19 protein-coding genes, 1 tRNA gene and 1 pseudogene are annotated in these 22,464 nt (G+C 66.9%); 10 read left to right on the forward strand and 11 right to left on the reverse strand.

Features of this window, described 5'->3' with window-relative positions; translation table 11 throughout:
* Nucleotides 1-109 precede the first annotated feature (109 nt).
* From dprA to ACV22V_RS18140, 3 genes are all read left to right on the forward strand, one after another.
* Nucleotides 110-1,429: a DNA-processing protein DprA gene (gene dprA, locus ACV22V_RS18130; protein ID WP_448014916.1), complete on the forward strand. Its 1,320-nt coding sequence runs from the start codon at nucleotides 110-112 to the stop codon at nucleotides 1,427-1,429.
* 37 nt (nucleotides 1,430-1,466) lie between these two features.
* Nucleotides 1,467-1,847, forward strand: coding sequence for a thioredoxin family protein (locus ACV22V_RS18135; protein ID WP_448014918.1), 381 nt, complete (start codon nucleotides 1,467-1,469; stop codon nucleotides 1,845-1,847).
* Between the two features lie 193 nt (nucleotides 1,848-2,040).
* Nucleotides 2,041-4,638 carry a DNA topoisomerase III gene (locus ACV22V_RS18140; protein ID WP_059691915.1) on the forward strand — a complete coding sequence of 866 codons (2,598 nt, stop codon included), beginning with the start codon at nucleotides 2,041-2,043 and terminating at the stop codon, nucleotides 4,636-4,638.
* Nucleotides 4,639-4,780: 142 nt separating this feature from the next.
* On the opposite strand, the gene ACV22V_RS18145 is transcribed toward ACV22V_RS18140, so the two are convergent.
* A complete protein-coding gene (locus ACV22V_RS18145) occupies nucleotides 4,781-5,830 on the reverse strand; it encodes a LysR family transcriptional regulator (RefSeq protein ID WP_059534907.1) in 1,050 nt (349 codons plus the stop codon).
* Nucleotides 5,831-6,256: 426 nt separating this feature from the next.
* Here ACV22V_RS18145 and ACV22V_RS18150 point away from each other — a divergent pair, with 426 nt between their 5' ends.
* A complete protein-coding gene (locus tag ACV22V_RS18150) occupies nucleotides 6,257-7,270 on the forward strand; it encodes a D-2-hydroxyacid dehydrogenase family protein (protein WP_057924643.1) in 1,014 nt (337 codons plus the stop codon).
* Nucleotides 7,271-7,319: 49 nt separating this feature from the next.
* Here the strand turns inward: ACV22V_RS18150 and ACV22V_RS18155 are convergent, their stop codons facing one another.
* Together ACV22V_RS18155 and ACV22V_RS18160 are read right to left on the reverse strand one after the other, a co-directional pair.
* Complete coding sequence (locus tag ACV22V_RS18155; protein ID WP_448014920.1) at nucleotides 7,320-8,186, reverse strand: patatin-like phospholipase family protein; 867 nt, start codon at nucleotides 8,184-8,186, stop codon at nucleotides 7,320-7,322.
* Between the two features lie 8 nt (nucleotides 8,187-8,194).
* The gene (locus ACV22V_RS18160) at nucleotides 8,195-8,599 is read right to left on the reverse strand and encodes a PaaI family thioesterase (protein WP_059534903.1); all 405 of its coding nucleotides are present in this window, start codon (nucleotides 8,597-8,599) and stop codon (nucleotides 8,195-8,197) included.
* 191 nt (nucleotides 8,600-8,790) lie between these two features.
* On the opposite strand from ACV22V_RS18160, the gene ACV22V_RS18165 reads away from it, so the two are divergent.
* Nucleotides 8,791-8,866, forward strand: a tRNA-Lys gene (locus tag ACV22V_RS18165).
* A gap of 201 nt (nucleotides 8,867-9,067) precedes the next feature.
* On the forward strand, nucleotides 9,068-10,117 hold the full coding sequence (locus tag ACV22V_RS18170; protein WP_448014922.1) for a DUF3592 domain-containing protein: 1,050 nt from the start codon (nucleotides 9,068-9,070) through the stop codon (nucleotides 10,115-10,117).
* Nucleotides 10,118-10,159: 42 nt separating this feature from the next.
* Here the strand turns inward: ACV22V_RS18170 and ACV22V_RS18175 are convergent, their stop codons facing one another.
* The gene (locus tag ACV22V_RS18175; protein WP_448014923.1) at nucleotides 10,160-10,774 is read right to left on the reverse strand and encodes a CGNR zinc finger domain-containing protein; all 615 of its coding nucleotides are present in this window, start codon (nucleotides 10,772-10,774) and stop codon (nucleotides 10,160-10,162) included.
* 81 nt (nucleotides 10,775-10,855) lie between these two features.
* Between ACV22V_RS18175 and ACV22V_RS18180 the strand changes: the two genes are divergently transcribed.
* The gene (locus ACV22V_RS18180; RefSeq protein ID WP_059691911.1) at nucleotides 10,856-11,671 is read left to right on the forward strand and encodes an alpha/beta fold hydrolase; all 816 of its coding nucleotides are present in this window, start codon (nucleotides 10,856-10,858) and stop codon (nucleotides 11,669-11,671) included.
* Nucleotides 11,672-11,700: 29 nt separating this feature from the next.
* On the opposite strand, the gene ACV22V_RS18185 is transcribed toward ACV22V_RS18180, so the two are convergent.
* From ACV22V_RS18185 to ACV22V_RS18195, 3 genes are read right to left on the reverse strand one after another with little or no spacing between them, the layout of a single operon-like run.
* On the reverse strand, nucleotides 11,701-12,459 hold the full coding sequence (locus tag ACV22V_RS18185; RefSeq protein ID WP_448014925.1) for an amino acid ABC transporter ATP-binding protein: 759 nt from the start codon (nucleotides 12,457-12,459) through the stop codon (nucleotides 11,701-11,703).
* Complete coding sequence (locus ACV22V_RS18190; protein ID WP_059534893.1) at nucleotides 12,456-13,136, reverse strand: amino acid ABC transporter permease; 681 nt, start codon at nucleotides 13,134-13,136, stop codon at nucleotides 12,456-12,458. The genes ACV22V_RS18185 and ACV22V_RS18190 overlap by 4 nt, the downstream gene beginning before the upstream one ends.
* A gap of 14 nt (nucleotides 13,137-13,150) precedes the next feature.
* A complete protein-coding gene (locus tag ACV22V_RS18195; RefSeq protein ID WP_059819971.1) occupies nucleotides 13,151-13,933 on the reverse strand; it encodes an amino acid ABC transporter substrate-binding protein in 783 nt (260 codons plus the stop codon).
* A 332-nt stretch (nucleotides 13,934-14,265) separates the two neighbouring features.
* On the opposite strand from ACV22V_RS18195, the gene ACV22V_RS18200 reads away from it, so the two are divergent.
* Complete coding sequence (locus tag ACV22V_RS18200; RefSeq protein WP_059535130.1) at nucleotides 14,266-14,541, forward strand: hypothetical protein; 276 nt, start codon at nucleotides 14,266-14,268, stop codon at nucleotides 14,539-14,541.
* Nucleotides 14,542-14,580: 39 nt separating this feature from the next.
* Here ACV22V_RS18200 and phnY read toward each other — a convergent pair whose 3' ends face one another.
* Complete coding sequence (gene phnY, locus ACV22V_RS18205) at nucleotides 14,581-16,035, reverse strand: phosphonoacetaldehyde dehydrogenase (RefSeq protein ID WP_448014927.1); 1,455 nt, start codon at nucleotides 16,033-16,035, stop codon at nucleotides 14,581-14,583.
* 27 nt (nucleotides 16,036-16,062) lie between these two features.
* Nucleotides 16,063-17,301: a phosphonoacetate hydrolase gene (gene phnA, locus ACV22V_RS18210; protein ID WP_448014928.1), complete on the reverse strand. Its 1,239-nt coding sequence runs from the start codon at nucleotides 17,299-17,301 to the stop codon at nucleotides 16,063-16,065.
* 136 nt (nucleotides 17,302-17,437) lie between these two features.
* Between phnA and ACV22V_RS18215 the strand changes: the two are divergent.
* Nucleotides 17,438-17,653: pseudogene (locus ACV22V_RS18215) on the forward strand (2-aminoethylphosphonate--pyruvate transaminase); the annotation flags it as partial.
* Between the two features lie 115 nt (nucleotides 17,654-17,768).
* Nucleotides 17,769-19,157 (forward strand): FAD-dependent oxidoreductase, encoded by a 1,389-nt coding sequence (locus tag ACV22V_RS18220; RefSeq protein WP_448014930.1) that lies wholly within the window; start codon nucleotides 17,769-17,771, stop codon nucleotides 19,155-19,157.
* 93 nt (nucleotides 19,158-19,250) lie between these two features.
* Here the strand turns inward: ACV22V_RS18220 and ACV22V_RS18225 are convergent, their stop codons facing one another.
* Entirely contained in the window at nucleotides 19,251-19,979 is a 729-nt protein-coding gene (locus ACV22V_RS18225) for a phosphonate utilization associated transcriptional regulator (RefSeq protein ID WP_059534880.1), read from the reverse strand.
* Nucleotides 19,980-20,152: 173 nt separating this feature from the next.
* Nucleotides 20,153-22,324, reverse strand: coding sequence for a phosphocholine-specific phospholipase C (locus ACV22V_RS18230; protein ID WP_223962867.1), 2,172 nt, complete (start codon nucleotides 22,322-22,324; stop codon nucleotides 20,153-20,155).
* Nucleotides 22,325-22,464 lie beyond the last annotated feature (140 nt).

A 22,464-nucleotide genomic window follows, 5' to 3' on the forward strand; every position in this document is an offset into this window, starting at 1 on the left:
AGATGAGGCGGACGCGCGGCATATCAATGCCGCGGGTCTGCCTCCTGCAATTGGCCGGACGCTCGTGCGCGCGGCCCTGTCGAGTATTTCGGATGATGAAAATTTTATCATGGCGCCACGCTGTTCGCTGGCCGTCGCATTCGAGGGGAACCTCATGTCGCCGCAAGCGCTGACGACCTCCGCGTTGCGTGCGTGGCTGCAGCTCGCGCATGCACCGGGACTCCCGCCCGCCGTGCTGCGTGCGCTGCTCGATGCATTCGGCTCGCCGACGGCGCTGCTGCGCGCATCCGACCAGGCCATCGGTGCGGCGAGCAGCGCCGCCGCCGCGCGGGCGGTGCGCACCAGCCAGCGGAACGACCTCGACGCCCGCACCGACGCCGCACTGGCATGGCTCGACGCACCGGGCAACGCGCTCGTCACGCTCAACGATCCCGCCTATCCGCCGCGGCTGCGCGACCTGCACGATCCGCCGCCGCTGCTATATGTAAAGGGCAGGCTCGACTTGCTGCATGCGCGCGGGCTCGCTGTGGTCGGCAGCCGACATGCGACGCCGCAGGGGCTCGCGGACGCCACACGCTTCTCGCACACGCTATCCGATGCGGGCCTCGTGATCGTCTCCGGTCTCGCGCTCGGCATCGACGGCGCCGCACATCGCGGCGGGCTCGACGGCCGCGCCGGCACGGTCGCGGTGATCGCGACGGGCGCCGATCTCGTCTACCCGGCTCGGCACCGCCCCCTTGCGCACGAAATTGCCGCACGCGGCGCGATCGTTTCCGAATGGCCGCTCGGCACACCCGCGCGGGCGGCGCATTTCCCGCAGCGCAACCGGTTGATCGCTGCGCTCGCGCTCGGCGCGCTCGTCGTCGAAGCCGCGCCGCGCTCCGGCTCGCTGATCACCGCGCGGCTCGCGAACGAGCTGGGCCGCGACGTGTTCGCGATGCCGGGCTCGATCCACGCGCCGCTCGCGCAGGGCTGCCACGCACTGATCCGCGACGGCGCGAAGCTCACCACGACCCCGCTCGACGTGCTCGAGGAATACGGGTTGGGCGAACCGGCTGTTCACGCCGGCCGCGCGGAGAATTCGCGCTCGCGCCCCGATAACAGTGGAACAACTGACACCGCCGCGCGGTGCGCGGGCGAGCACATCGAGAAAACAGGTTCCGCCATTCCGGTCGCCACACCCGCCGAGATCGACGGCATGCCACCCGACAACCCGGCCGAACAGTCCGTGCTCGCCGCACTGGGATACGGCCCCGTTACTTACGAGTGGCTTGCCGAGCACACCGGCCTGTCCGACGACGCGCTGCACCGCGCGCTACTCGGGCTCGAACTGGCCGGCCGCGTTGCGAGCATGCCCGGCGGACGCTTCGCGCGGCTTGACGCAACGCCCACCCCGCCCGCGTCCGGCGTGCTACAGTCCCCCGCATAGAGGCGGCCGTGCCGCCGACGCAACCCCGAGGAATTCCATGCCCGCGCTGAATCTCGACACCGATGCCGATCGGATCGCCGAGCGCCTCGCCGATCCCGACACGCTGCTGGTCGCCTGCCTGTGCGCCGAATGGTGCGGCACCTGCCGTGACTACCGAACGGCCTTCGACCAGCTCGCCGACGCCCATCCCGACGCCTGCTTCGCATGGATCGACGTCGAAACCCATGCCGACCTGCTCGACGATCTCGACGTCGAGAATTTTCCGACGATCCTGATCGAGGACGCGAACACCGCGCGCTTTTTCGGCACGGTGCTGCCGCACGCGGTGATCGTCGAACGGATGCTGTCCGACCTGAGCGCCGTGCCCGGCGCGCCGCACGCACCGAAATTGCGCAACATCCTGAATGTCGAGGCGTAAGCCGCGCACCGGCACGGCAGCCTTTTCCGCGCCGTTGCGCGTGCCGCCGCGCCGGGCGCTTGCCGCCGTTGCGGCCCCCCACTATGATGAGCCGCTTTTTGCACGCCGCGCCGCCGTCGCCGCGGCGTGTGCTATAAAGCCGTCGTAAAAGGGACCCACGCCGGCGAACCCGGTCTACCAACACATATCTGTCATGTCCAAAGCACTGATCATTGCGGAAAAGCCTTCTGTCGCGAACGACATCGCGCGCGCTTTGGGCGGCTTTACCAAGCATGACGAATACTTCGAGAGCGACGAATTCGTCCTGTCGTCCGCGGTCGGCCACCTGCTGGAAATCGCCGCCCCGGAAGAGTACGAGGTCAAGCGCGGGAAATGGAGCTTCGCTCATCTGCCCGTCATCCCCCCGCATTTCGACCTGAACCCGATCGCAAAAAGCGAGTCGCGCCTGAAAGTCCTGACCAAGCTCATGAAGCGCAAGGACGTCGATCGCCTGATCAACGCATGTGACGCGGGGCGCGAGGGCGAGCTGATTTTCCGCCTGATCGTGCAGCACGCGAAGGCGAAACAGCCGGTCCAGCGCCTCTGGCTGCAGTCGATGACGCCGCAGGCGATCCGCGACGGTTTTGCGCACCTGCGCAGCGACACGGACATGCAGCCGCTCGCCGACGCCGCACGCTGCCGCTCGGAAGCCGACTGGCTCGTCGGGATCAACGGCACGCGGGCGATGACCGCGTTCAACAGCAAGGGCGGCGGCTTCTTCCTGACGACCGTCGGCCGCGTTCAGACGCCAACGTTGTCGATCGTCGTCGAACGTGAAGAGAAAATCCGCCGTTTCATCCCGCGCGACTACTGGGAAGTGAAGGCCGAGTTCGCGTGCGCGGGCGGCTTCTACGAAGGCAAGTGGTTCGACCCGAAATTCAAGCGCGACGAATTCGATCCTGAAAAGCGCGACTCCCGCCTGTGGAGCCTGCCGGCCGCCGAGACGATCGTCGCCGCGTGCCGCGACCAGGTCGGCACGGTATCCGAGGAATCGAAGCCGTCGACCCAGCTGTCGCCGCTGCTGTTCGACCTGACGAGCCTGCAGCGCGAAGCGAACAGCCGCTTCGGCTTCTCCGCGAAGAACACGCTCGGTCTCGCGCAGGCGCTGTATGAAAAGCACAAGGTGCTGACCTACCCGCGTACCGATGCGCGCGCGCTGCCGGAAGACTACCTCTCGACGGTGCAGTCCACGCTCGAGATGCTCAAGGAGAGCCACAACTACCTGCCGCACGCGAAGCAGGTGCTCGACAAGGGCTGGGTGAAGCCGAACAAGCGGATCTTCGACAACTCGAAGATCAGCGACCACTTTGCAATCATCCCGACGCTGCAGGCGCCGAAGTCGCTGTCCGAGCCGGAGCAGAAGCTGTACGACATGGTCGTGAAGCGCTTCCTCGCGGTGTTCTTCCCGGCGGCCGAATTCCGCGTCACGACGCGGATCACCGAAGTCGCCGGTCATCACTTCAAGACCGAAGGCAAGGTGCTCGTCGAGCCGGGCTGGCTGCAGGTGTACGGCCGCGACGCCGAAGGCGCGGACGCGAACCTCGTGCCGGTGCAGAAGGACGAGAAGGTGAAGACGGACGAGATCGCCGCGGTCGCGCTCGTGACGAAACCGCCCGCACGCTACTCGGAAGCGACGCTGCTGTCGGCGATGGAAGGCGCGGGCAAGCTCGTCGAGGACGACGAACTGCGCGAGGCGATGGCCGCGAAGGGCCTCGGCACGCCGGCGACGCGCGCGGCGATCATCGAAGGCCTGCTCGGCGAGAAATATCTCGTGCGCGAAGGCCGCGAACTGATCCCGACCGCGAAGGCATTCCAGCTGATGACGCTGCTGCGCGGGCTCGGCGTGAAGGAGCTGACCGCGCCCGAGCTCACCGGCGAATGGGAATACAAGCTGTCGCAGATGGAGCGCGGCAACCTCGGGCGCGACGCGTTCATGCAGGAAATCGCCCGCATGACGCAGCAGATCGTCAAGCGCGCGAAGGAATACGATTCCGACACGATCCCCGGCGATTACGCGACGCTCGAGACGCCATGCCCGAACTGCGGCGGCCAGGTGAAGGAAAACTACCGCCGCTTCGCGTGCACGAAGTGCGAGTTCTCGATCTCGAAGATTCCGGGTAGCCGGCAGTTCGAGATCGCGGAAGTCGAGGAGCTGCTGCAGCAGAAGACGATCGGTCCGCTGTCCGGCTTCCGCAGCAAGATGGGCCGTCCGTTCTCGGCGATCCTGAAGCTCTCGTTCGACGACGAGACGAAGAACTACAAGCTCGAGTTCGACTTCGGCCAGGACCAGGGCGGTGAGGAAGGCGAGGCGCCCGACTTCTCCGCGCAGGAACCGGTCGGCGCGTGCCCGAAGTGCAAGGGCCGTGTGTTCGAGCACGGGATGAGCTATGTGTGCGAGCACTCGGTCGCGAATCCGAAAACCTGCGACTTCCGTTCGGGCAAGGTGATCCTGCAGCAGGAAATCACGCGCGAGCAGATGGCGAAGCTGCTGGCCGACGGCCGCACGGATCTGCTGCCGAACTTCAAGTCGTCGCGCACGGGCCGCAACTTCAAGGCCTTCCTCGTGAAGCAGCCGGACGGCAAGATCGGTTTCGAGTTCGAGAAGAAGGAGCCGAAGGCTGCCGCCGCGAAGAAGACGGCAAAATCGGCGACGAAGGACGCCGAAACCGTCACGGAAGGCGCCGACGAGAAGCCGGCACCGGCCCGCAAGACCGCCGCCCGCAAGACGACGGCGCGCAAGACCGGCTCGTAATGCTCCGGCTGCCGGGGGCTCCCCCGGCGCGTCGCACGTCGGACGCACGGCCATGCAAGCGGCAATAAAAAAAACGCGGATCGATCGCTCGATCCGCGTTTTTTCTTGATGCTGGCCGGGTCGGTGCGCGGCCGCCGCGACGTTACAGCGGCGATGGCACCGCGACCCGCGCGCGCGGCGAACGCGCGAGGCGCGGCTGCAGGTTCGGGCCGGTCGATTCGGGCGGCTCGGCACGCGTCTCGACGCCGATCGGCGCAGGCGCAGCACCCTGTGCGGCCCACTGTTCGCCCATCGTCGCGTCGGTCGAGTGGCTGAAATACTCGACGAGGTGGTCGATGAACGTGCGCACCTTCGCAGGCAGATGGCGCCGGCTCGGATATGCGATGTTGATCTCGACCTGCGGCAGCCGGAAGTCCGGCAGCAGCCGCACCAGCGCACCGCGCGCGATGTCGCTGCCGATCAGGTAGCTCGGCAGGATCGCGACACCCATCCCGAGCAGCGCGAACTGGCGCAGCATCGCGGTGTTGTTCGCGACGATCACGTTGGTCGGGCGCACGCGCACTTCGCCGTCCGGCCCCGTGAACACGCGCTCGTCGCCCCAGTATTCGGTCGGCAAGCTCAGCGCCGGGTGTTCGGCGAGATGTTCCGGGTGGGTCGGCACGCCGTGCTTTTCCAGGTAGCTCGGCGTCGCGCACACGGTCATGCAGCCCGTGGTCAGCCGACGCGTGACGATGCTCGCGCTGCGCATCTGACGCGTGACGACGATGCCGACGTCGAAACCTTCCTCGACGAGATCGACCTGGCGATCGACCAGCGTCAGATCCGGCACCACTTTCGGGAAATTCTCGGTGTACGACTGCAGGACGGGCGCAAGGTTGTGCAGGCCGAACACGACCGGCGCGACGATGCGCAGCGTGCCGACCGGCTCGTGATTGCGCGCGACGACCATCTGTTCGACATCCTCGAGCTCATCGAGAATCTGGCGCGCCCGCTCCAGGTAGACCTGGCCCGACTCCGTCAGCGAAAGGCTGCGCGTGGTGCGGTTCAGCAGACGCGTGCCGAGCCGGCCTTCCAGATCGGCGACGTGACGCGTCGCGACCGCGTTGGAGATATCCATTGCACTCGCGGCCCGCGCGAAACTGCCGAGATCCGCAACCTTGACGAACACGCGCATCGACTGCAAATGATCCATAAACGACTCCTGCCGCTGTTACAACTTCAAAAAGTTGAAGCATATGCGTAATTCTCCTACGACAGCGGAAATGATGCAGAGTTGCTCAACAAGGCCTGCGTTGACGATAAAAATAGTCAAAAATCCTCACTCACCGCGAATGGATGATCCAATTATTCTGATTGAAGCAACAATTGGGTGAACCTCGTCCGGTAAGCGGCCGAATCAGGAAGGACGTGTCTGATGCGACACAACATCGCACCCCGCCGCAGCCGACGGGAGCGGCGCCGGGTCTGGCCGGCGCCGATTGCGGCGGAGCGTAACAACCTGTTAAAAAGACACCACGACGTCCGCCGACGTAGCATCATGTCGGCCCCGGCCGGGCGGGACGGGTGCGCGACGTGCGCCGCCGCCACTGCCGCTTTCAACGCGCGACTCCCGCTGATCATGAAAATTGCCATCCTCGACGACTACCAGGACGCCGTCCGCAAGCTGAACTGCTTCGAGATGCTCGCCGAGCACGACGTGAAGGTCTTCAACAACACGGTACGCGGCCTGGGGCAACTCGCGAGCCGCCTGGCGGAAGTCGAGGCGCTCGTGCTGATTCGCGAGCGCACGCCGATTTCGTCGCAATTGCTCGCCAAGCTGCCGAACCTGCGCATGATCAGCCAGACCGGCCGCATCTCGAGCCACATCGACCTCGAAGCGTGTACCGATCGCGGCATCGCGGTGCTCGAAGGCACGGGTTCGCCGGTCGCGCCCGCCGAACTGACCTGGGCGCTCGTGATGGCCGCCCAGCGCCGCATTCCGCAATACGTCGCGAACCTGAAACAGGGTGCCTGGCAGCAGTCGGGCCTGAAGACGTCGGCGCTGCCGCCGAACTTCGGTCTCGGCCAGGTGCTGCGCGGCCAGACGCTCGGCATCTGGGGCTACGGCAAGATCGGCCGGCTGGTCGCCGGCTACGGCAAGGCGTTCGGGATGAACGTGCTGATCTGGGGCCGCGAGCATTCGCTCGAGGCCGCACGCGCCGACGGCTACACCGCCGCCGAGAGCCGCGAAGCGCTGTTCGAGCAGAGTGACGTGCTGTCGCTGCACCTGCGCATGCACGACGACACGCGCGGGATCGTGAAGCAGGAAGACCTGATGCGGATGAAGCCGACGTCGCTGCTCGTCAACACGAGCCGCGCGGAACTGCTCGAGGAAAACGCGCTCGTCAACGCGCTGTCGCACAACCGTCCGGGAATGGTCGCGATCGACGTGTTCGAGAGCGAGCCGATCCTGCAGGGCTACAGCCTGCTGCGGATGGAAAACGTGATCTGCACGCCACACATCGGCTACGTCGAGCGCGAAAGCTACGAGCTCTACTTCAGCGCGGCGTTCCGGAACATCCTCGCGTTCGACCAGGGTGACCTGTCGAGCGTCGTCAATCCGGAAGCGCTGACGCCGCGCCGCGTGCGCTGACCGGCGCGAGCCGCGTTCGCCGCGCGGCTCCGTTTCTCCGTTCCCGCCTTCAGGCGGCCACGCGGCCGCCCGTCATCGCGTCGACGCGCGTGAGGAAATGCTCGCCGTCGCGCCGTCCGAGGTCGTATGCATGCCGCATCTGCGACGGACTCGTGTAATCCCAGCTCGAAATCGGCACCTTGCTCGACGGCTGCACATAGAGCCGCCGCTGGTCGCCATGCGCGACCGTGAACATCTGCGGGTGCGGATACAGCCGCGTGACGAGCACCAGCACGTCGCCCGGCGATGCGTCGAGCGCGTCGACCGGCACGTTGTCGACCATGCCGCCGTCGAGCACCGGCCGGCCGCCGCGGCGCAGCACCGGCGTGAACGGCGGCGTGCACGACGACTGCAGGATCAGGTCGGCGAGTTCTTCGACGCTCGCGCATGCCTGCGCGCGCACGAACTCGGGCCGGAAGCCGAGCGTGCGCCCGAGCGTCGGGTGCAGCGTCTTGCGCACGTACTTTTCGATGTTGTATGCAACGAGGCCCGCCGCGACCGCGCTGCGCGCGCCGAGCCAGCGCGGCACGTGCGACACGCCGATGCGGATCTCCGGCGCGTCGGCAAGTTGCGGGAACGGCTCGCCGTAGATGTCGAGCAGCGCCTGACGGTAGATCCGGTAATGCGGAAACACCGGCTCTCGCCCGAACAGGTTGCCCCAGTACGCGTTCTTGCGGTTGTGGCGCAGCGCCTCCTCGTAATAGCGCATCACCCACGCGGCGTCGCGCGTATACAGCATGCAGGCGGTCGCCGCGCCGGCCGAGATGCCGGCGATCACGCGCGGACGCAAGCCGAGCGCCGGCTGGGCAACGTCCCAGAAGCCCGCCTGCCACCAGCAGCGATTGCCGCCGCCCGCGAAAACGATCTGGTCGAACATCGCGCCGCTCAGCCGACGAGCGCGTAGGTCGACGTTGCGTGAACGGCCATCTTGCCGTCCTCGTCGAACAGCTCGACTTCGCCGAACACCAGGTTGCGGCCCATCCGCAGCACGCGCGCGGTGACGAGCACGTCGCCCTTGCGCACCGGACGCATGAAATTCGTGTTCAGCGACACGGTGGTCATCGGCCGGAACTCGCCGAGCGCGACCGAGATCGCGACCACCATCGCGGTGTCGGCGGCGGCCGTGAACACCTGCCCGCAGATGATGCCGCCCGAATGACGGAATTCGCCGGAAAACGGCAGGCGCATCGTGACGCTGTCGTCGCCGATCGATACGGGGACCAGACCGAGCGAGCGGACCCACGGGGCCAGCAGGCGGTCCAACAATTCGCGGACTGCGTTTTCGTCCATCTTCGAATGTCCAGAAAATGTTGCGCGACCGCCGCGCAACAGGTGTGGACGTCATCATACCGGGAGCGCGCCAACTGCGATCGCTCGTGACCGCGCAGGGAACCGCCGCGGCCGTGACGAAGTATTTTCAGGAAATTTGCAGAAAGCGCTTGCCAAGGCCGAAATACCCGTGCATAATCTTTCTTCTGTTGGGGGCGTTAGCTCAGTTGGTAGAGCAGCGGACTCTTAATCCGTAGGTCGAGTGTTCGAGTCACTCACGCCCCACCAGGAATTCAGAAGGCCGGTCAGCGCAAGCTGACCGGCCTTTTTCCGTTCCGGCGACCGATTCAGGCGCCCGCCTGACTCCCCCGCATCACGGCATGCAATTACATACATGCCTCGCCCCGCGCACTTTCCGCTAGAATCGTCCGACAAAATATCACACGACCGGGACGGCGATCGCCATATCGCCGCCGGCACTGAGAGAGCATGGGACGTCAGACATGGAATCATGTGAGCGAGACGCGACCATTCAGAGGGCATGGTCACGCCGACAGCGGCGCGCGCGTCGAGTCGCGCCATCCCCCCGATCGCATCCGGCCCCGTCGCGCGACGCGCACCGCGAATCCGGCCATGCCACGTAAGGAAGCGCTCGTCGCACTCGCGCTCGGCGTTGCACTGCTCGTGGTCGCAGCGATGCTGGCCGTCATCGCGAGCCATGCGGTGGGTGATCTGGTCCGCACGCCGGGCACGGTCGTGCGCATCGTGCAGGACAGCGACGCGATGCGTGGATACCGCCCGATCGTCGCCTATCTCGCGAACGACGGCCATCGCCGTGAAGTCGCCGGCAATACCGCATCGGTGGTCCCGGCGTACGACATCGGCGAAAGCGTGGACGTCCTGGTCGATCCGGCCCATCCGAACCGTCCCGCGCTGATCGACGATTTCACGCAACGCTGGTTTCCCGTCGCGGTGCCGACTCTGCTCGCGGTCGCGTCGCTTGCGATCGGCAGCCTGCTGTACAGGAGCGAGCGCCGCAGCCGGCACGCCGACGCGCTTGCCGCACCGGCCGCCGGCAAGTCGGCCCGGCGCCGCTGGAACATCGCGATCGTGCTGATGCCGATCGCGATCGGCACCGGCTTCCTGGCCGGCGCCGGCGCCGCCGGGCTGAGACAATGGCAGATCGCCCGCCATTACGCGCACTCGACCGGCCACGTCGTCGAGATCACCGAATCCGCCCAATCGTCCCGCACACGCACGTCGCTCTATTCGGCGACCATTGCGTTCACGACGGACAGCGGCCGCCCGGTCACGTTCGCGCAAGGCTCGGCTTCATCGCGCCCCGGGCTGTACGAAGGCGAGGTGGTCAACGTGCTGTACGACCCCGTCATACCCGAGCGCGCGGTCATCGACCGGTTCTGGGACCGGTGGGGACTCACGGCGATCCTGTTCGCGATCGGCGCGCCGTTCCTCGTCGCCGGATTGTTCGTCACCGGTGCGCTGTGGCCCGACCATCGGCCGCACGAACTCACGGAATGACGAACGCGGAGCAGCCGGGCCGTCGACACCACGGCCCTCGCCTCACCGCTCCCTGAACGCCTCCACCTTCGCGCGATTCCCGCACGTGCGCATGTCGCACCAGCGTCGCCCGACGCCGCGGCCGCGATCGACGAAGAACCACGTACAGCGGCCGCACTGCCGCACGCGCGCGAAGTCGTCGCCGCGCAGCAGATGCTCGAACCCGAGTGCGGCCGCGTCGACCCAGCGCGACGCCGCACGCGCATCGGGCCGCCATGCGAAGCGGCCATCGACCGCGTCGAACGTGCTGCGCCCGATCGCATCGCGAATCGCCTCCGCGAGCCGATGCGCCGCCCGCGCGCCGGCGCTGCCGCCGCCACCGCTCGTCAGGTGCGCGAGCGCCACGTATGCATCCTCGCGAAAACCGTGCAGCGCAGCGAGTTCGTCCGCGCCGTCCTGCCGGGGATAACGCAGAAACCGTGTCAGGTCGGCCCGGGCCAGCAAGCCCGACTTCTCCGCCCACGCGCGCACGGCCGCCCAGTCGACGAGTTTGTCCTCGTCGCGCGTCTTGCCCGTGTCGGCCACCGTGTTCAGGAAATCGAGCGCCGGATGGCCGCCGACGAAATCGGCCGCGGTCCATGCGTGCGCCTGTCGCGCAGGTTCATGTCGAGTAACCATTTATTTCCACCTATCGGTTTCATATCCGGATGAACAGGCGTAACCTGTTATCAACCCAAACAGGTTAGCACGGAGGCACCGATGCTCGATCTCGCCAATCGCTTCGTTTTCGACGGTCACCGGATCGCATGGGGCACGCTCGGTGAAGGGCCGCCGCTCGTGCTCGTGCACGGCACGCCGTTTTCATCGCAGGTGTGGCGCCGGATCGCGCCATGGCTCGCGCGACGCCATCGCGTGTTCTTCTACGACCTGCTCGGCTACGGCCAGTCGGACATGCCCGACGCGGACGTCTCGCTCGGCCGGCAGAACGTGCTGTTCGGCGCCCTGCTCGACGAATGGAAAATTTCGCGCCCGCGCGTGCTTGCGCACGATTACGGCGGCGCGACCGTGCTGCGCGCGCACTTCCTCGACGGCATCGCGTATTCGGACCTGACGCTCGTGAACCCGGTCGCGATCGCGCCGCAAGGCTCGCCGTTCGTGCGGCATGTCGCGCAGCACGAAGCCGCGTTCACCGGGCTGCCGGCGTATGCGCACCATGCGCTCGTGTCGGCCTATATCGGCCATGCCGTCGCGCGACCGCTGAGCGACGACGTGCTGTCGATCTATCGCTCGCCATGGCTCACGCCGACCGGCCAGCCGGCGTTCTATCGACAGATCGCCCAAATGCGCCAGCGTTACATCGAGGAAGCCGAGGCACGCTATGCGCCGCCGGACTTTCCGGTGCGCATCGTGTGGGGTGAGGACGACGCGTGGATTCCGCTCGAACAGGGGCAGGCCCTCGCCGATCGCATCGCGGGCGGCAAGCTGATCCGCGTGCCGTGTGCGGGGCACCTGGTCCAGGAGGATGCGCCCGAGGCGATCGTCGCCGCGGTGCTCGACGCACACGGACAGGAATGATCGACCACGCAACCGCGTGACGCAGCAAATCAGAAGGCCGGCACGTCCTGCGCGAGCGTCGCGACGAACTTCGCGGTGCGCGGATCGCGCGGCCGCCCGAACAGTTCGCGCGATGCGCCGGCCTCGACCACCCGGCCATCCGCGAGAAACACCGCATCGTGCGCGACCGACGCCGCCAGGCGCAGGTCGTGCGTGGCCATCAGCATCGTCGTGCCTTCCCGCGCGAGCTGGCGCAGCACTTCGACGACTTCGACGGACAATTCAGGATCGAGCGCGGACGTCGGCTCGTCGCACAGCAGCACCTGCGGCGACGGTGCGAGCGCGCGGGCGATGGCCACGCGCTGCTGCTGGCCGCCCGACAGCGTCGCGGGCCATGCGTCGGCCTTGTCGGCGATACCGACCTTGTCCAGCAACGCGAGCGCCCGTTCGCGCGCCTGCTCGCGCGGCCAGCGCTGCACGGTCACGAGCCCTTCCATCACGTTCTGCACGACGCTCAGATGCGGAAACAACTGGAAGTTCTGGAACACCATGCCGGTCTGACGGCGCACCGCGAACACGTGATCGCGCGACGGGCGACGCCCCGCCGCGAAGTCGATGCGGGCATCGCCGACCGTGAGCACGCCCGCCTCCGGCACTTCGAGCAGGTTCACGCAGCGCAGCAGCGTGCTCTTGCCGCTGCCGGACGGCCCGATCAACGCGGTCACGCTGCCGGGCTGCAACGCGAGGTCGATGCCGGTCAGCACGCGCTGCGCGCCGAACGATTTGTCGATGCGTTCGAGACGGATCATCGCAACTCCGCGTGGAACAACGCATGGCGCCCGAAGCGGAGCTCGAGCCGACGTTGCAGCGACGAGAGCACCGAGCTGAACAGCAGATAGATCAGCGCGGCTTCCGTATAGAGGATCAGCGGCTCGTAGGTGACGGCCGCGATGCGCTGCGCGGCCTGGAAGATCTCGGGCACGGTCAGCACGGCCGCGAGCGACGTGTCCTTCACCAGCGAGATGAACGAGTTCGACAGCGCGGGCAGCGCGACACGCGCGGCCTGCGGCAGGATCGCGCGGCGTAGCGCCTGCGCGCGCGTCATCGCCATCGAGTACGCAGCTTCCCACTGCCCCTTCGGGATCGACTCGATCACGCCGCGGATCACCTCGGCGTTGTACGCGCCGACGTTCAGCGAGAAGCCGATCACGGCGGCGGTCAGCGGATCGAGCACGATACCGACGTTCGGCAATCCGTAGAAGATCACGAACAGCTGCACGAGCAGCGGCGAGCCGCGAAACAACCAGATGTAGAAACGCACGCCGGCCTGCGCCCAGCGCGGCCCGAACAGACGCGCGAGCGCCGCGCCGAACGCGAGCAGCAGGCCGATCGCGAACGACGCGAGCGTGAGCGGAACCGTGAACACGAGCCCCGCCACCAGCAGGGGCCGCAGCGATTCCGCCATCAGGTGCAGCCAGGGCGGCATCGGTCAGCCTCGCGTCACGGCTGCGACACGTCGCGGCCGAAGTACTTCTGCGAGATCTTCGCGTAGGTGCCGTCGGCCTTGATGTCCGCGAGCGCCTTGTCGATCGCCGCCACCAGCGCGGGACTGCCCTTGCGCAGCAGCACGCCCGATGCATCGCCGGCGCCGCTCGTGTCGGTCGCCGCGACCTTCAGTTTCGCGTCGGGCTTGTGCTTGCGGAAATCGAGGTACGACAGCGAATCGTTGATCGTCGCGTCGACGCGCCCCGCGCTCAGCAGGTCGATCGATTCGTTGAAGCCCTGCACGGGCACCACGTCCGCGCCGTGCGCGGCCGCGAGCTTGCCGAAATTGCTGGTCAGCGTGTTCGCGGATTTCTTGCCCTTCAGGTCGTCGAACGAGCGGATCGACGTGTTGTCCGCGCGCACGATCAGCACCGCGTGGGACGTGATGTACGGCGTCGAGAAATCGTATTTCGCCTTGCGCGCATCGGTGATCGACACTTCGTTGACGACCGCGTCGTATCGGTTCACGTCGAGGCCCGCGATCAGCCCGTCCCACTTGCCTTCGACGAACTCCGCCTTCACGCCGAGCCGTTGCGCGATCGCGGTCGCGATGTCGACGTCGAAGCCGGTCAGCTTGCCCGACGCATCGTGATACGTGAACGGTGCATAAGTGCCTTCGGTGCCGACCCGGAACACGCCGGCCGACTTGATCTGCGCGAGACCGTCGGCCGCCAGCGCGCTCGTGACGGCAGTGGCCTGCAGCAATGCAACGACCAGGATGGAGCGAAGGAATTTCATGGTGCGGACCCCGAACGATGGAAGGGAGTGGACCCGCCGGCCCGAACGGCCGCGCGAGAGGTCCGCGAATTCTACCGACGCGCCGATATCCGGCAAAAACGCAAATCCGCTAACGATATGAGCGCGTCGAATAACGAACGCGCCGGCCGGCCACGCCCATTCCGCAGACGAAATCCGTCGCGATACAGCGCGGCGATCGTACGACGATTCGTTACCGGCAGTTACAGAAGCGACGATGCGGTATCACCCATTCGGCAAGCGCTACGTACCATGAAGACATGGTGAACCGATTGCTCGCGGGCCTTGCCGCCCGCGAACGGAGTGAACGGAAAATGAAACGCATCCTGTTGTCCAGTGCTCTCGGCATCGCGGCCGCCTGCCTGTCGGCAAGTGCGTTCGCGCGTGCCGACATCGGCGTGTATTTCGGGGTGCCGGGCCCCGTGATCGAAGCGCCGCCGGTCTACTACGCGCCGCCGCCGCCCGTGATTTACGAGCCGGCACCTGTCTATTACGGCCCGTACTACGGCGACTACCGTTACCGCTACTACCGGCACGACAACGGCTGGCATCGCGGCTGGCGTCGTCACCATCACGAAGACGAGGATTGACCGTCGCGTGGCGGCCGACGCGTCCGCATCATGCACCGCTTACCACGGTAGCGAATAGGTCTTCGTGTTCGTGAAGCTCTTCATCGCCTCCTGCACGCCTTCCTTGTAGCCGAGGCCCGAATCCTTCACGCCGCCGAACGGCGTCAGTTCGAGCCGGTAGCCCGGCACCTCGCGCACGTTCACGCTGCCGACCTCGAGCTCCGTGATGAAGCGCGTGATGCTGTCGAAGCGGTTCGTGCAGACCGACGACGACAACGCATAGTCGGTGCTGTTCGACATCCGGATCGCGTCGTCGATGTCGCGAAAGCGCATGATCGGCGACACCGGTCCGAACGTTTCGTACTTCACGAGCGGCATGTCGGGCGTCACGCGATCGACGACCGTCGGCGAATACAACGCGCCGTCGCGCACGTTGCCGACCAGGAGCCTCGCACCGCGGGCGATCGCGTCGTTCACCTGCTGCTCGCAGAACTTCGCGGCCGCTTCGTCGATCACGGTGCCCATGTCGACCGACGGATCCGCCGGATTCCCGTAAGCCCACGCGCGGGTTTTCTCGACGACCAGCTCGGTGAAGCGATCGGCCACCGCCTCGTGCACGAGCATGCGCTTGATCGCGGTGCAGCGCTGCCCCGAGTTCTTGTACGAGCCCGACACGGCGAGCGTGCTCGCTTCGTCGAGATCGGCGTCTTCCATCACGATGATCGGATCGTTGCCGCCGAGTTCGAGCACCGCGCGCCTGTAGCCCATCCGCGACGCGATCGACTTTCCGATCGACACGCCGCCGGTGAACGTGATCAGATCGATCGCGGGGTTCGTGATCAGTTCGTCCGCGATTTCCTTCGGGTCGCCGGTGATCACCTGCAGCATTTGCGGCGGCAGGCCGGCTTCATACAGGATGTCCGCGAACAGGTAGCACGACAGCGGCACCTTCTCCGACGGCTTCACGACGATCCGGTTGTTGGTCGCGACCGACGGCACGACCTTGTGCGCGACCTGGTTCATCGGATGGTTGAACGGCGTGATCGCCGAGATCACGCCGAGCAGCGGTTCGCGCTGCGTATACACGCGACGCTTCTTGCCGTGCGGCGTCAGATCGCACGAGAAGATCTGCCCGTCGTCCTTCAGCACCTCGCCCGCGCCGAACGTGAGCACGTCGGCCACGCGCCCCGCTTCGTACGTCGAATCCTTGATGCACAACCCTGCCTCGGCCGTGATCAGCGCCGCGATCTCGGCGGTGCGCGCACGCACGATGTCGGCCGCGCGGCGCAGGATCGCCGCACGCTCGTGGCGCGTGAGCGACGGCCGGTATGCACGCGCGACCGCGAATGCGCGTCGCACGTCGTCGAGCGTCGCCTTCGGCACGGTGCCGACCAGCGTTCCGTCGTACGGATTGCGGACCTCGATCACTGCGTCGCGATGAATCCGCTCCCCATCGATTCGCAGTGCTTCACGATGAGGCGAGCGGGCCGCCGTCGAGGCTGCAATGGCGTTCATGATGTCTCCCTGGCGGATGCGTCCGCGTCACTGCAGATGATTGAGCGCGATGTCGATGATGTCGAAGTTGCGCAGTCGCGCGCGGCCCGTGACGTCGGTCGCGACCGGCTTGCTGAAGATCAGCGGCACGATCTGCTCGGAGATCCCGCCGTGCGAGCGCAGAGGCACGTCGAGGCCCGACAGGTCGTGCTTGATGCGGCGCGTGCCGAGCACGACGTCCTGCTTCGAGATCACGATCAGGTCGCCCATCCGGTCGGGCGGCAGCTCGAAGCGTGCGCAGCCTTCGGCGCCCGTCAGCACGACCTCGATGCCGTCCACCGCGGCGAGCCGCGCGCGCAGCGCGTCGGCGTCGGCGGAAGCCGGAACGTAGACGGTCGCGAACGAGCCGAGCGCACCGTGATGCACGACGTACGGATCGGTGATCGGCAGGATCACGCGTGCGGCGTCGTGGCCGAGCCACTCGTCGAACAGCTCCTGCAGGTAGATCACGTTCGGCTCGCCGGTCTCGTCGTCGTGCTTCGCGTTCATCCCGTGGTCGGCCGTGATCGCGACGATCGCGCCGAGCGCGTCGAGCCGCTTCAGGTACGCGTCCATCATCTGGTAGAACGCGTTCGCGCCGTCGGTGCCGGGTGCGCACTTGTGCTGCACATAGTCGGTCGTCGACAGGTACATCAGGTCGATCGGGCGCGTCTCGAGCAGGCGCACGCCGGCCGCGAACACGAACTCGGACAGGTCCGCGCTGTACACGCTCGGCACCGGCTTGCCGACCAGCTCGAGCACGTTGTCGATGCCGTTTTCCTCGAGGCTCGCCTCGTCGGCCTTCTCCGACGAGAAGCAGATGCCCTTGAGCCCCTTGCCGAGCAGGCGCCGCAGCTTGTCCTTCGCGGTGACGACCGCGACGCGCGCGCCCTGTTCGGCGAAGGTCGCGAGCACGGTGGGCGCAACGAGGTACTTCGGATCGTTCATCAGCACCTCGGCGCCGGTGTCGCGATCGTAGAAGTAGTTGCCGCTTATCCCGTGGATCGCCGGCGGTACGCCGGTCACGATCGACAGGTTGTTCGGGTTCGTGAAGCTCGGCACCACGCACTCGCCCTTGAGCGCCGTGCCCGGCTTCAGCAGCGTGCGCAGGAACGGCGCGACGCCGGCCTCGGCCGCCATCTCGAGATATTCGTAGGCGCAGCCGTCGACGCAGACCACCACCACGGGGCGGCTCATCCAGTTGTAGCGGCGGCCGTTCACTTCCACGGAGACAGGCGTTTCGGTCATGACGTTCAGTCCTTTCGGTTCGAAGGGGTCGAGCTGTCGGCGCCCGCGCCGCGCCGAGGAGGTCCTTTCCATGCTTGACATTAAAATTGATGATTTGTAGATTGTCAACAACATGCAGAGAACAGAAGGCAAAACACCGGACGATCCGAACTACGATTTCAAGCGCCTTTATCAGGAGGTCAAAAAGCGCGGCTACATTCCGTATCCGGGCAAGTTGACGGAAGTCGACACGTTCCGCGTCGGCTGCATCGTCCACTTCGGCGAAGCCGGCATGCGCGGCGCGGTGGCCGCGATCGCCGACACGCTGAAAGCGATGGGCGTGCGGTGTGTGTCCGCCGAAGCGGCGGCCTGACGCGATGCACCCGCCGCACGGCGTCACGCGTCGCCGCGCGGCGGCTTCGTTTTCGCTTTCGTTTTCCCGCCGTGCGCGGCACGGCAATCTTCGACCTTTACCGGCACGACATCCGATGCGACCCTTCTGGATCGAACAAGCACTGTTCAACGATGGCGATCTCGCCCCCGCGCTGCAGGGCGCGACGCAGGCCGACGTCTGTATCGTCGGCGGCGGCTTCACCGGGCTCTGGACCGCGATCCAGGCGAAGCAGCAGAACCCGGCGCTCGACATCGCGATACTCGAGGCCGACCTGTGCGGCGCCGGCGCGAGCGGGCGCAACGGCGGCTGCCTGCTGACATGGTCCGCGAAATTCCTGACGCTGCGGAGGCTGTTCGGCGAAGCGGAGGCGATCCGGCTCGTGAAGGCGTCGGAGGCGGCCGTCCAGCACATCGCCGACTTCTGCCGCGCGCATCGCATCGATGCCGAGCTGCGGCTCGACGGCACGCTGTACACCGCGACGTCGCGCGCGCAGGTCGGCACGCTCGCGCCGGTGCTCGACGCGCTCGCCGCGTGCGGCATCCACAGCTACGAGCCGCTGCCGGCCGCCGACGTCGCGCGCCGCTCGGGCTCCGCACGCAATCTCGACGGCGTGTACTCGCCGATCGCCGCGACCGTGCATCCCGGCAAGCTCGTGCGCGGGCTGCGCCGCGTCGCGCTCGACATGGGGATCCGGATCTACGAACGCACGCCGCTCGTCGACTTCACGCCGGGGCAGCCGGCCGTCGTGCGCACGCCGTCCGGCAGCGTGCGCGCGAGCAAGCTGGTGTTCGCGATCAACGCGTGGATGGCGAGCCGCTTCCCGCAGTTCGAACGCACGATCGCGGTCGTGTCGAGCGACATGGTCATCACCGAGAAATGCCCGGAACTGCTCGAGCGGACCGGGCTCGTGGACGGCGTGTCGGTGCTCGATTCGCGGATCTTCGTGTATTACTACCGCACGACCGCCGACGGCCGGCTGATGCTCGGCAAGGGCGGCAACACGTTCTCGTGGCGCAGCCGCATCGCGCCGGTGTTCGACCGGCGCTCGCCGTACGAGGCGCAGCTCACGCGGAGCCTGCGCGAATTCTTCCCGTCGCTCGCCGGCGTGCCGATCACCGCAAGCTGGAACGGCCCGTCGGACCGCTCGGTGACGGGCTTCCCGTTCTTCGGCCGCCTCGACGACGCGCCGAACGTGTTCTACGGCTTCGGCTATTCGGGCAACGGCGTCGGGCCGACCTACATGGGCGGGCAGATCCTGTCGTCGCTGGTGCTCGGCCTCGACAACGCATGGACGCGCAGTCCGATCGTGCGCGGCCCGCTCGGCCATTTCCCGCCGGAGCCGATCCGCTATGTCGGCGCGCACGTCGTGCGCAATGCGATCCGCCGCAAGGAGCGCGCGGAAGACGAGAGCCGACGGCCGGCGAGGATCGACACGTGGCTCGCGAAATTCGCGAGCGCGGCGGGCAAGGCCGACAAGGCGTGACGAAGCGATGACGCGACGCGCAACGAAGCGCAATGAAAAAGGGACGCTGCGAAGCGTCCCTTTGCTTTTGGTACGACCGCCCGTGCGGCCGCGTCACACGCGCGCGGCTTTCTCGCGCGCCGCCTTGCCCGCCGCGGGCAGCCCCTGCTCGTGCGTGCGGCGCATCCGCGCGAGGCCGTGCGCGAGGTGCTCGCGCACGAGCGCGACCGCCTTCTCTTCGTCGCCGCTCGCGAGCGCCTGCACGATCTTGCCGTGCTCGGCCGCCGACACCGCGATCGCGTCCTCCTCGGCCTCGATCGCGGCCTGGCGCAGCAGCCCGAGCTGGCGCACGAGACGGCGATAGGTGTCGGTGAGGTGCGTATTGCCGACCCCGACCACCATCGCGTCGTGGAACTGCACGTTCAGCTCGGTATAGCGCGTGACGTCGTGCGCCTTCGCCGCATCCTTCATCGACTGGATGATGCCCTTCAGCACCTTCAGCGTATCGGGCGAAATGCGTTTCGCGAGCGCGCGCGCGACCGACTCGTCGAGCATCGCGCGCACTTCGTAGATTTCCTCTGCCTCGCGCAGCGGCACGACGCGCACCGTCACGCCGCGGTTCTTCTCGTTGCGCAGCAGCCCGGCCTGCTCGAGCGCACGGAATGCCTCGCGCACGGGCCCGCGCGACACGTTCAGCTTGGTCGCGATATCGACTTCGTTGAGTTTCTCGCCCGGCGCATATTCGCCGGACACGATCGCGCGCTCGAGCATGTCCTGGACAATCATCGCGAGCGACTGGCTTTGCAGGAGTTCGATGGCGTTGAGCGCGTTCGGGGCAGTCATGATCGGGCAGGCAGCGAAGCCGCGGATGAGAACAAGGGCGCCATGTCGGCGAATGATCGTTGTATACCCTCGGCCCGATATATTGTCAACAGTTTTCAGTTTCCAAAAACCGGTTCCTCGTGCCGGAATGCGGCCGGCGCGCGCACGCCGGACCGCACGACGCAGGCCTGCCGTCAGGCCGTCTGCTTGACCGGCCCCGGATCGCTCTGGCTCGGCCGGCCCGTCTCGACGTGGCCCGCGAAGCGGCGCACGACCTTGTCGTCGCCGCCGCGCAGCGTCGTCGCGGTGATCGTCAGATCGTACCAACCGTGGCTCGACGACAACTCGAAGTGATCTTCGATCCGCTCGCCCGGCTCCAGCGTGTAGGTGCGCGCATGCGCGTGGCTGTACGCGTTGTCGACGACCACGCGGCATGCCGCACGACCGCTGTTGCGCAGTTGCAGGTACACGTGGCGATTGCGCACGTCGTAGCCGATCTTCGCTTCCGGATTCGCGTGGCGGCCGTCCGCGGCCAGCCGCGTGTTGCCCTGGAATTCGCACAGATAGCCGTTCGGGCCATAGGCGGCGAGATGGTAGTCGCCGCGCGCGGCCGACGTGCTCCAGGTATCGGCGAAGCGGTCGTGCGAGGACACCGCGTAGCGGCGCGGCGGCGTCGCCGGATTGCGGCGGTCGTACACGTAGAACGCGGCGCCCGCGTCACCCGAGTTCGCGAAATCGAGCGACACGCTGTCGTCGCGCCCGTTCACGCGGGCATGCACGAACAGTTCGTACGGCAGCGCGCGCGCCGGACGCGTGCCGGGCTCCTGCGCCGGCATCGACTGCTGCGCGGGCACCTGGTACGCCTGGCCGGCGGTGGCGATGTGCTGCGGCACCGTGAAGCTCACCGTGCGCGTATCGGGCCGCGCGGAGAAATCGAATGCCGACGTGAGGTCGCCGCAGACCGACCGGCGCCACGCGCTGATGTTCGGCTCCTGCACGCCGAAGCGCGCTTCGAGGAAACGCAGCACCGACGTGTGGTCGAACGTCTCCGAGCAGACCCAGCCGCCCTTCGTCCACGGCGAGATGATGATCAGCGGCACGCGCGGCCCGAGGCCGATCGGCTGGATGCCGCCCGGGTCCGCGCCCGGCACGAGCGGGCTCATCTCGCCCGGGTACTTGTTCAGGTCGAGCAGTTCGTCGCCGAGATTCGACAGCAGGTTCGACGACACGATGCCCTGGCCGCCCACGCCGCTCGTGACCGGTGGCACCGGCGGCACGACGTGGTCGAACAGCCCGTCGTTCTCGTCGTAGTTGAGGATGAACACCGTCTTCGCCCACACTTCGGGGTTCGACGTCAGCGCCTCGAGCACCATGTTGATGTAGAACGCGCCGTCGGTCGGCGACGCCTGCGGGTGCTCGCTGTACTTGTAAGGCGCGACGATCCACGACACCTGCGGCAGCCGGTTCGCCTGCACGTCGGCCTTCAGCTCGGCGAGCGTGTGGTCCGACGCGCCCTTGTCGACCAGCGGGCCGCTCGCGCCTTCCTTCACCTGGAACTTCTTGAAGAACATCAGCGAATTGTCGGTGTAGTTGTCGGTCGGGTCGCCCGGAATGCCCGTGCCGCCCTGGTACACCTTCCAGCTGATCTTCGCGTTCTCGAGACGTTCCGCGTAGGTCGTCCACGTGTAGCCGTTCGTGTTGTTGCGCTCGCCGATGCCGGGGCCGTTCGGCTGCGCGCCGTACACGTTGCGCGAGTCGATCGTGCCGGTCCACAGATAGATGCGGTTCGGCGCCGTGTCGGCGTGCGCGGAGCAGAAGTACGAGTCGCAGATCGTGAACGCGTCGGCCAATGCGTAGTGGTACGTGAGATCCTGGCGCTTCAGGTAGCCCATCGTCAGCACGTCCTGCTTCTGGTTCACCCACTGGTCCCACTGGCCGTTGTTCCAGGACAGGTGGCCGCTGCTCCAGCCGTGGTTGGTGCCCGGCTGGAATTCGGTCGTCTGCTTCGGGTCGAGGTAGAACGGCAGCACGTACGGCGCGGACGGGTCGAGCCCGCGCGAATGGTAGTTCTTCGTGAACACCGACGCCGGCGGCTGCTGCCACACCGGCGCACCGTTCGGCAGCAGGTGCGGGCGCGGGTCGTTGAAGCCGCGCACGCCGCGCAGCCCGCCGAAGTAATGGTCGAACGAGCGGTTTTCCTGCATGAAGATCACGACGTGTTCGACGTCGCGGATCGTGCCGGTGCGATAGGCGGCCGGTATGGCCAGTGCGTTGCGGATCGCGGGCGGGAAGCCGGCGTAGGCGGCCATCGCGCCGGCCGACTGGGCAGCGAGGCGCAGGAAATCGCGTCGATTGGTGGCGGACATGAAGAGGATCCTGTGGGTCGGTAAGGGTGGCGCCGGTCGAGCGGGGCCGGCGGTCGGTGCGTTGCCGCTATTACTCCGCACCGGCGTGTCCCGGCCGTGACCGGTTCCAGCAGGTTTCTTGCGGTCACCCCCAGCTTTTT

Source organism: Burkholderia sp. AW33-5, assembly GCF_053427615.1.

What these genes read in the sequence shown, in the direction of transcription:
- dprA (WP_448014916.1), top strand. Translation starts at nt 110, where the DNA reads ATGGCGCCACGCTGTTCGCTGGCCGTCGCATTCGAGGGGAACCTCATG.
- ACV22V_RS18135 (WP_448014918.1), top strand. Translation starts at nt 1,467, where the DNA reads ATGCCCGCGCTGAATCTCGACACCGATGCCGATCGGATCGCCGAGCGC.
- ACV22V_RS18140 (WP_059691915.1), top strand. Translation starts at nt 2,041, where the DNA reads ATGTCCAAAGCACTGATCATTGCGGAAAAGCCTTCTGTCGCGAACGAC.
- ACV22V_RS18145 (WP_059534907.1), bottom strand. Translation starts at nt 5,830, where the DNA reads ATGGATCATTTGCAGTCGATGCGCGTGTTCGTCAAGGTTGCGGATCTC.
- ACV22V_RS18150 (WP_057924643.1), top strand. Translation starts at nt 6,257, where the DNA reads ATGAAAATTGCCATCCTCGACGACTACCAGGACGCCGTCCGCAAGCTG.
- ACV22V_RS18155 (WP_448014920.1), bottom strand. Translation starts at nt 8,186, where the DNA reads ATGTTCGACCAGATCGTTTTCGCGGGCGGCGGCAATCGCTGCTGGTGG.
- ACV22V_RS18160 (WP_059534903.1), bottom strand. Translation starts at nt 8,599, where the DNA reads ATGGACGAAAACGCAGTCCGCGAATTGTTGGACCGCCTGCTGGCCCCG.
- ACV22V_RS18170 (WP_448014922.1), top strand. Translation starts at nt 9,068, where the DNA reads ATGGGACGTCAGACATGGAATCATGTGAGCGAGACGCGACCATTCAGA.
- ACV22V_RS18175 (WP_448014923.1), bottom strand. Translation starts at nt 10,774, where the DNA reads ATGGTTACTCGACATGAACCTGCGCGACAGGCGCACGCATGGACCGCG.
- ACV22V_RS18180 (WP_059691911.1), top strand. Translation starts at nt 10,856, where the DNA reads ATGCTCGATCTCGCCAATCGCTTCGTTTTCGACGGTCACCGGATCGCA.
- ACV22V_RS18185 (WP_448014925.1), bottom strand. Translation starts at nt 12,459, where the DNA reads ATGATCCGTCTCGAACGCATCGACAAATCGTTCGGCGCGCAGCGCGTG.
- ACV22V_RS18190 (WP_059534893.1), bottom strand. Translation starts at nt 13,136, where the DNA reads ATGCCGCCCTGGCTGCACCTGATGGCGGAATCGCTGCGGCCCCTGCTG.
- ACV22V_RS18195 (WP_059819971.1), bottom strand. Translation starts at nt 13,933, where the DNA reads ATGAAATTCCTTCGCTCCATCCTGGTCGTTGCATTGCTGCAGGCCACT.
- ACV22V_RS18200 (WP_059535130.1), top strand. Translation starts at nt 14,266, where the DNA reads ATGAAACGCATCCTGTTGTCCAGTGCTCTCGGCATCGCGGCCGCCTGC.
- phnY (WP_448014927.1), bottom strand. Translation starts at nt 16,035, where the DNA reads ATGAACGCCATTGCAGCCTCGACGGCGGCCCGCTCGCCTCATCGTGAA.
- phnA (WP_448014928.1), bottom strand. Translation starts at nt 17,301, where the DNA reads ATGACCGAAACGCCTGTCTCCGTGGAAGTGAACGGCCGCCGCTACAAC.
- ACV22V_RS18220 (WP_448014930.1), top strand. Translation starts at nt 17,769, where the DNA reads ATGCGACCCTTCTGGATCGAACAAGCACTGTTCAACGATGGCGATCTC.
- ACV22V_RS18225 (WP_059534880.1), bottom strand. Translation starts at nt 19,979, where the DNA reads ATGACTGCCCCGAACGCGCTCAACGCCATCGAACTCCTGCAAAGCCAG.
- ACV22V_RS18230 (WP_223962867.1), bottom strand. Translation starts at nt 22,324, where the DNA reads ATGTCCGCCACCAATCGACGCGATTTCCTGCGCCTCGCTGCCCAGTCG.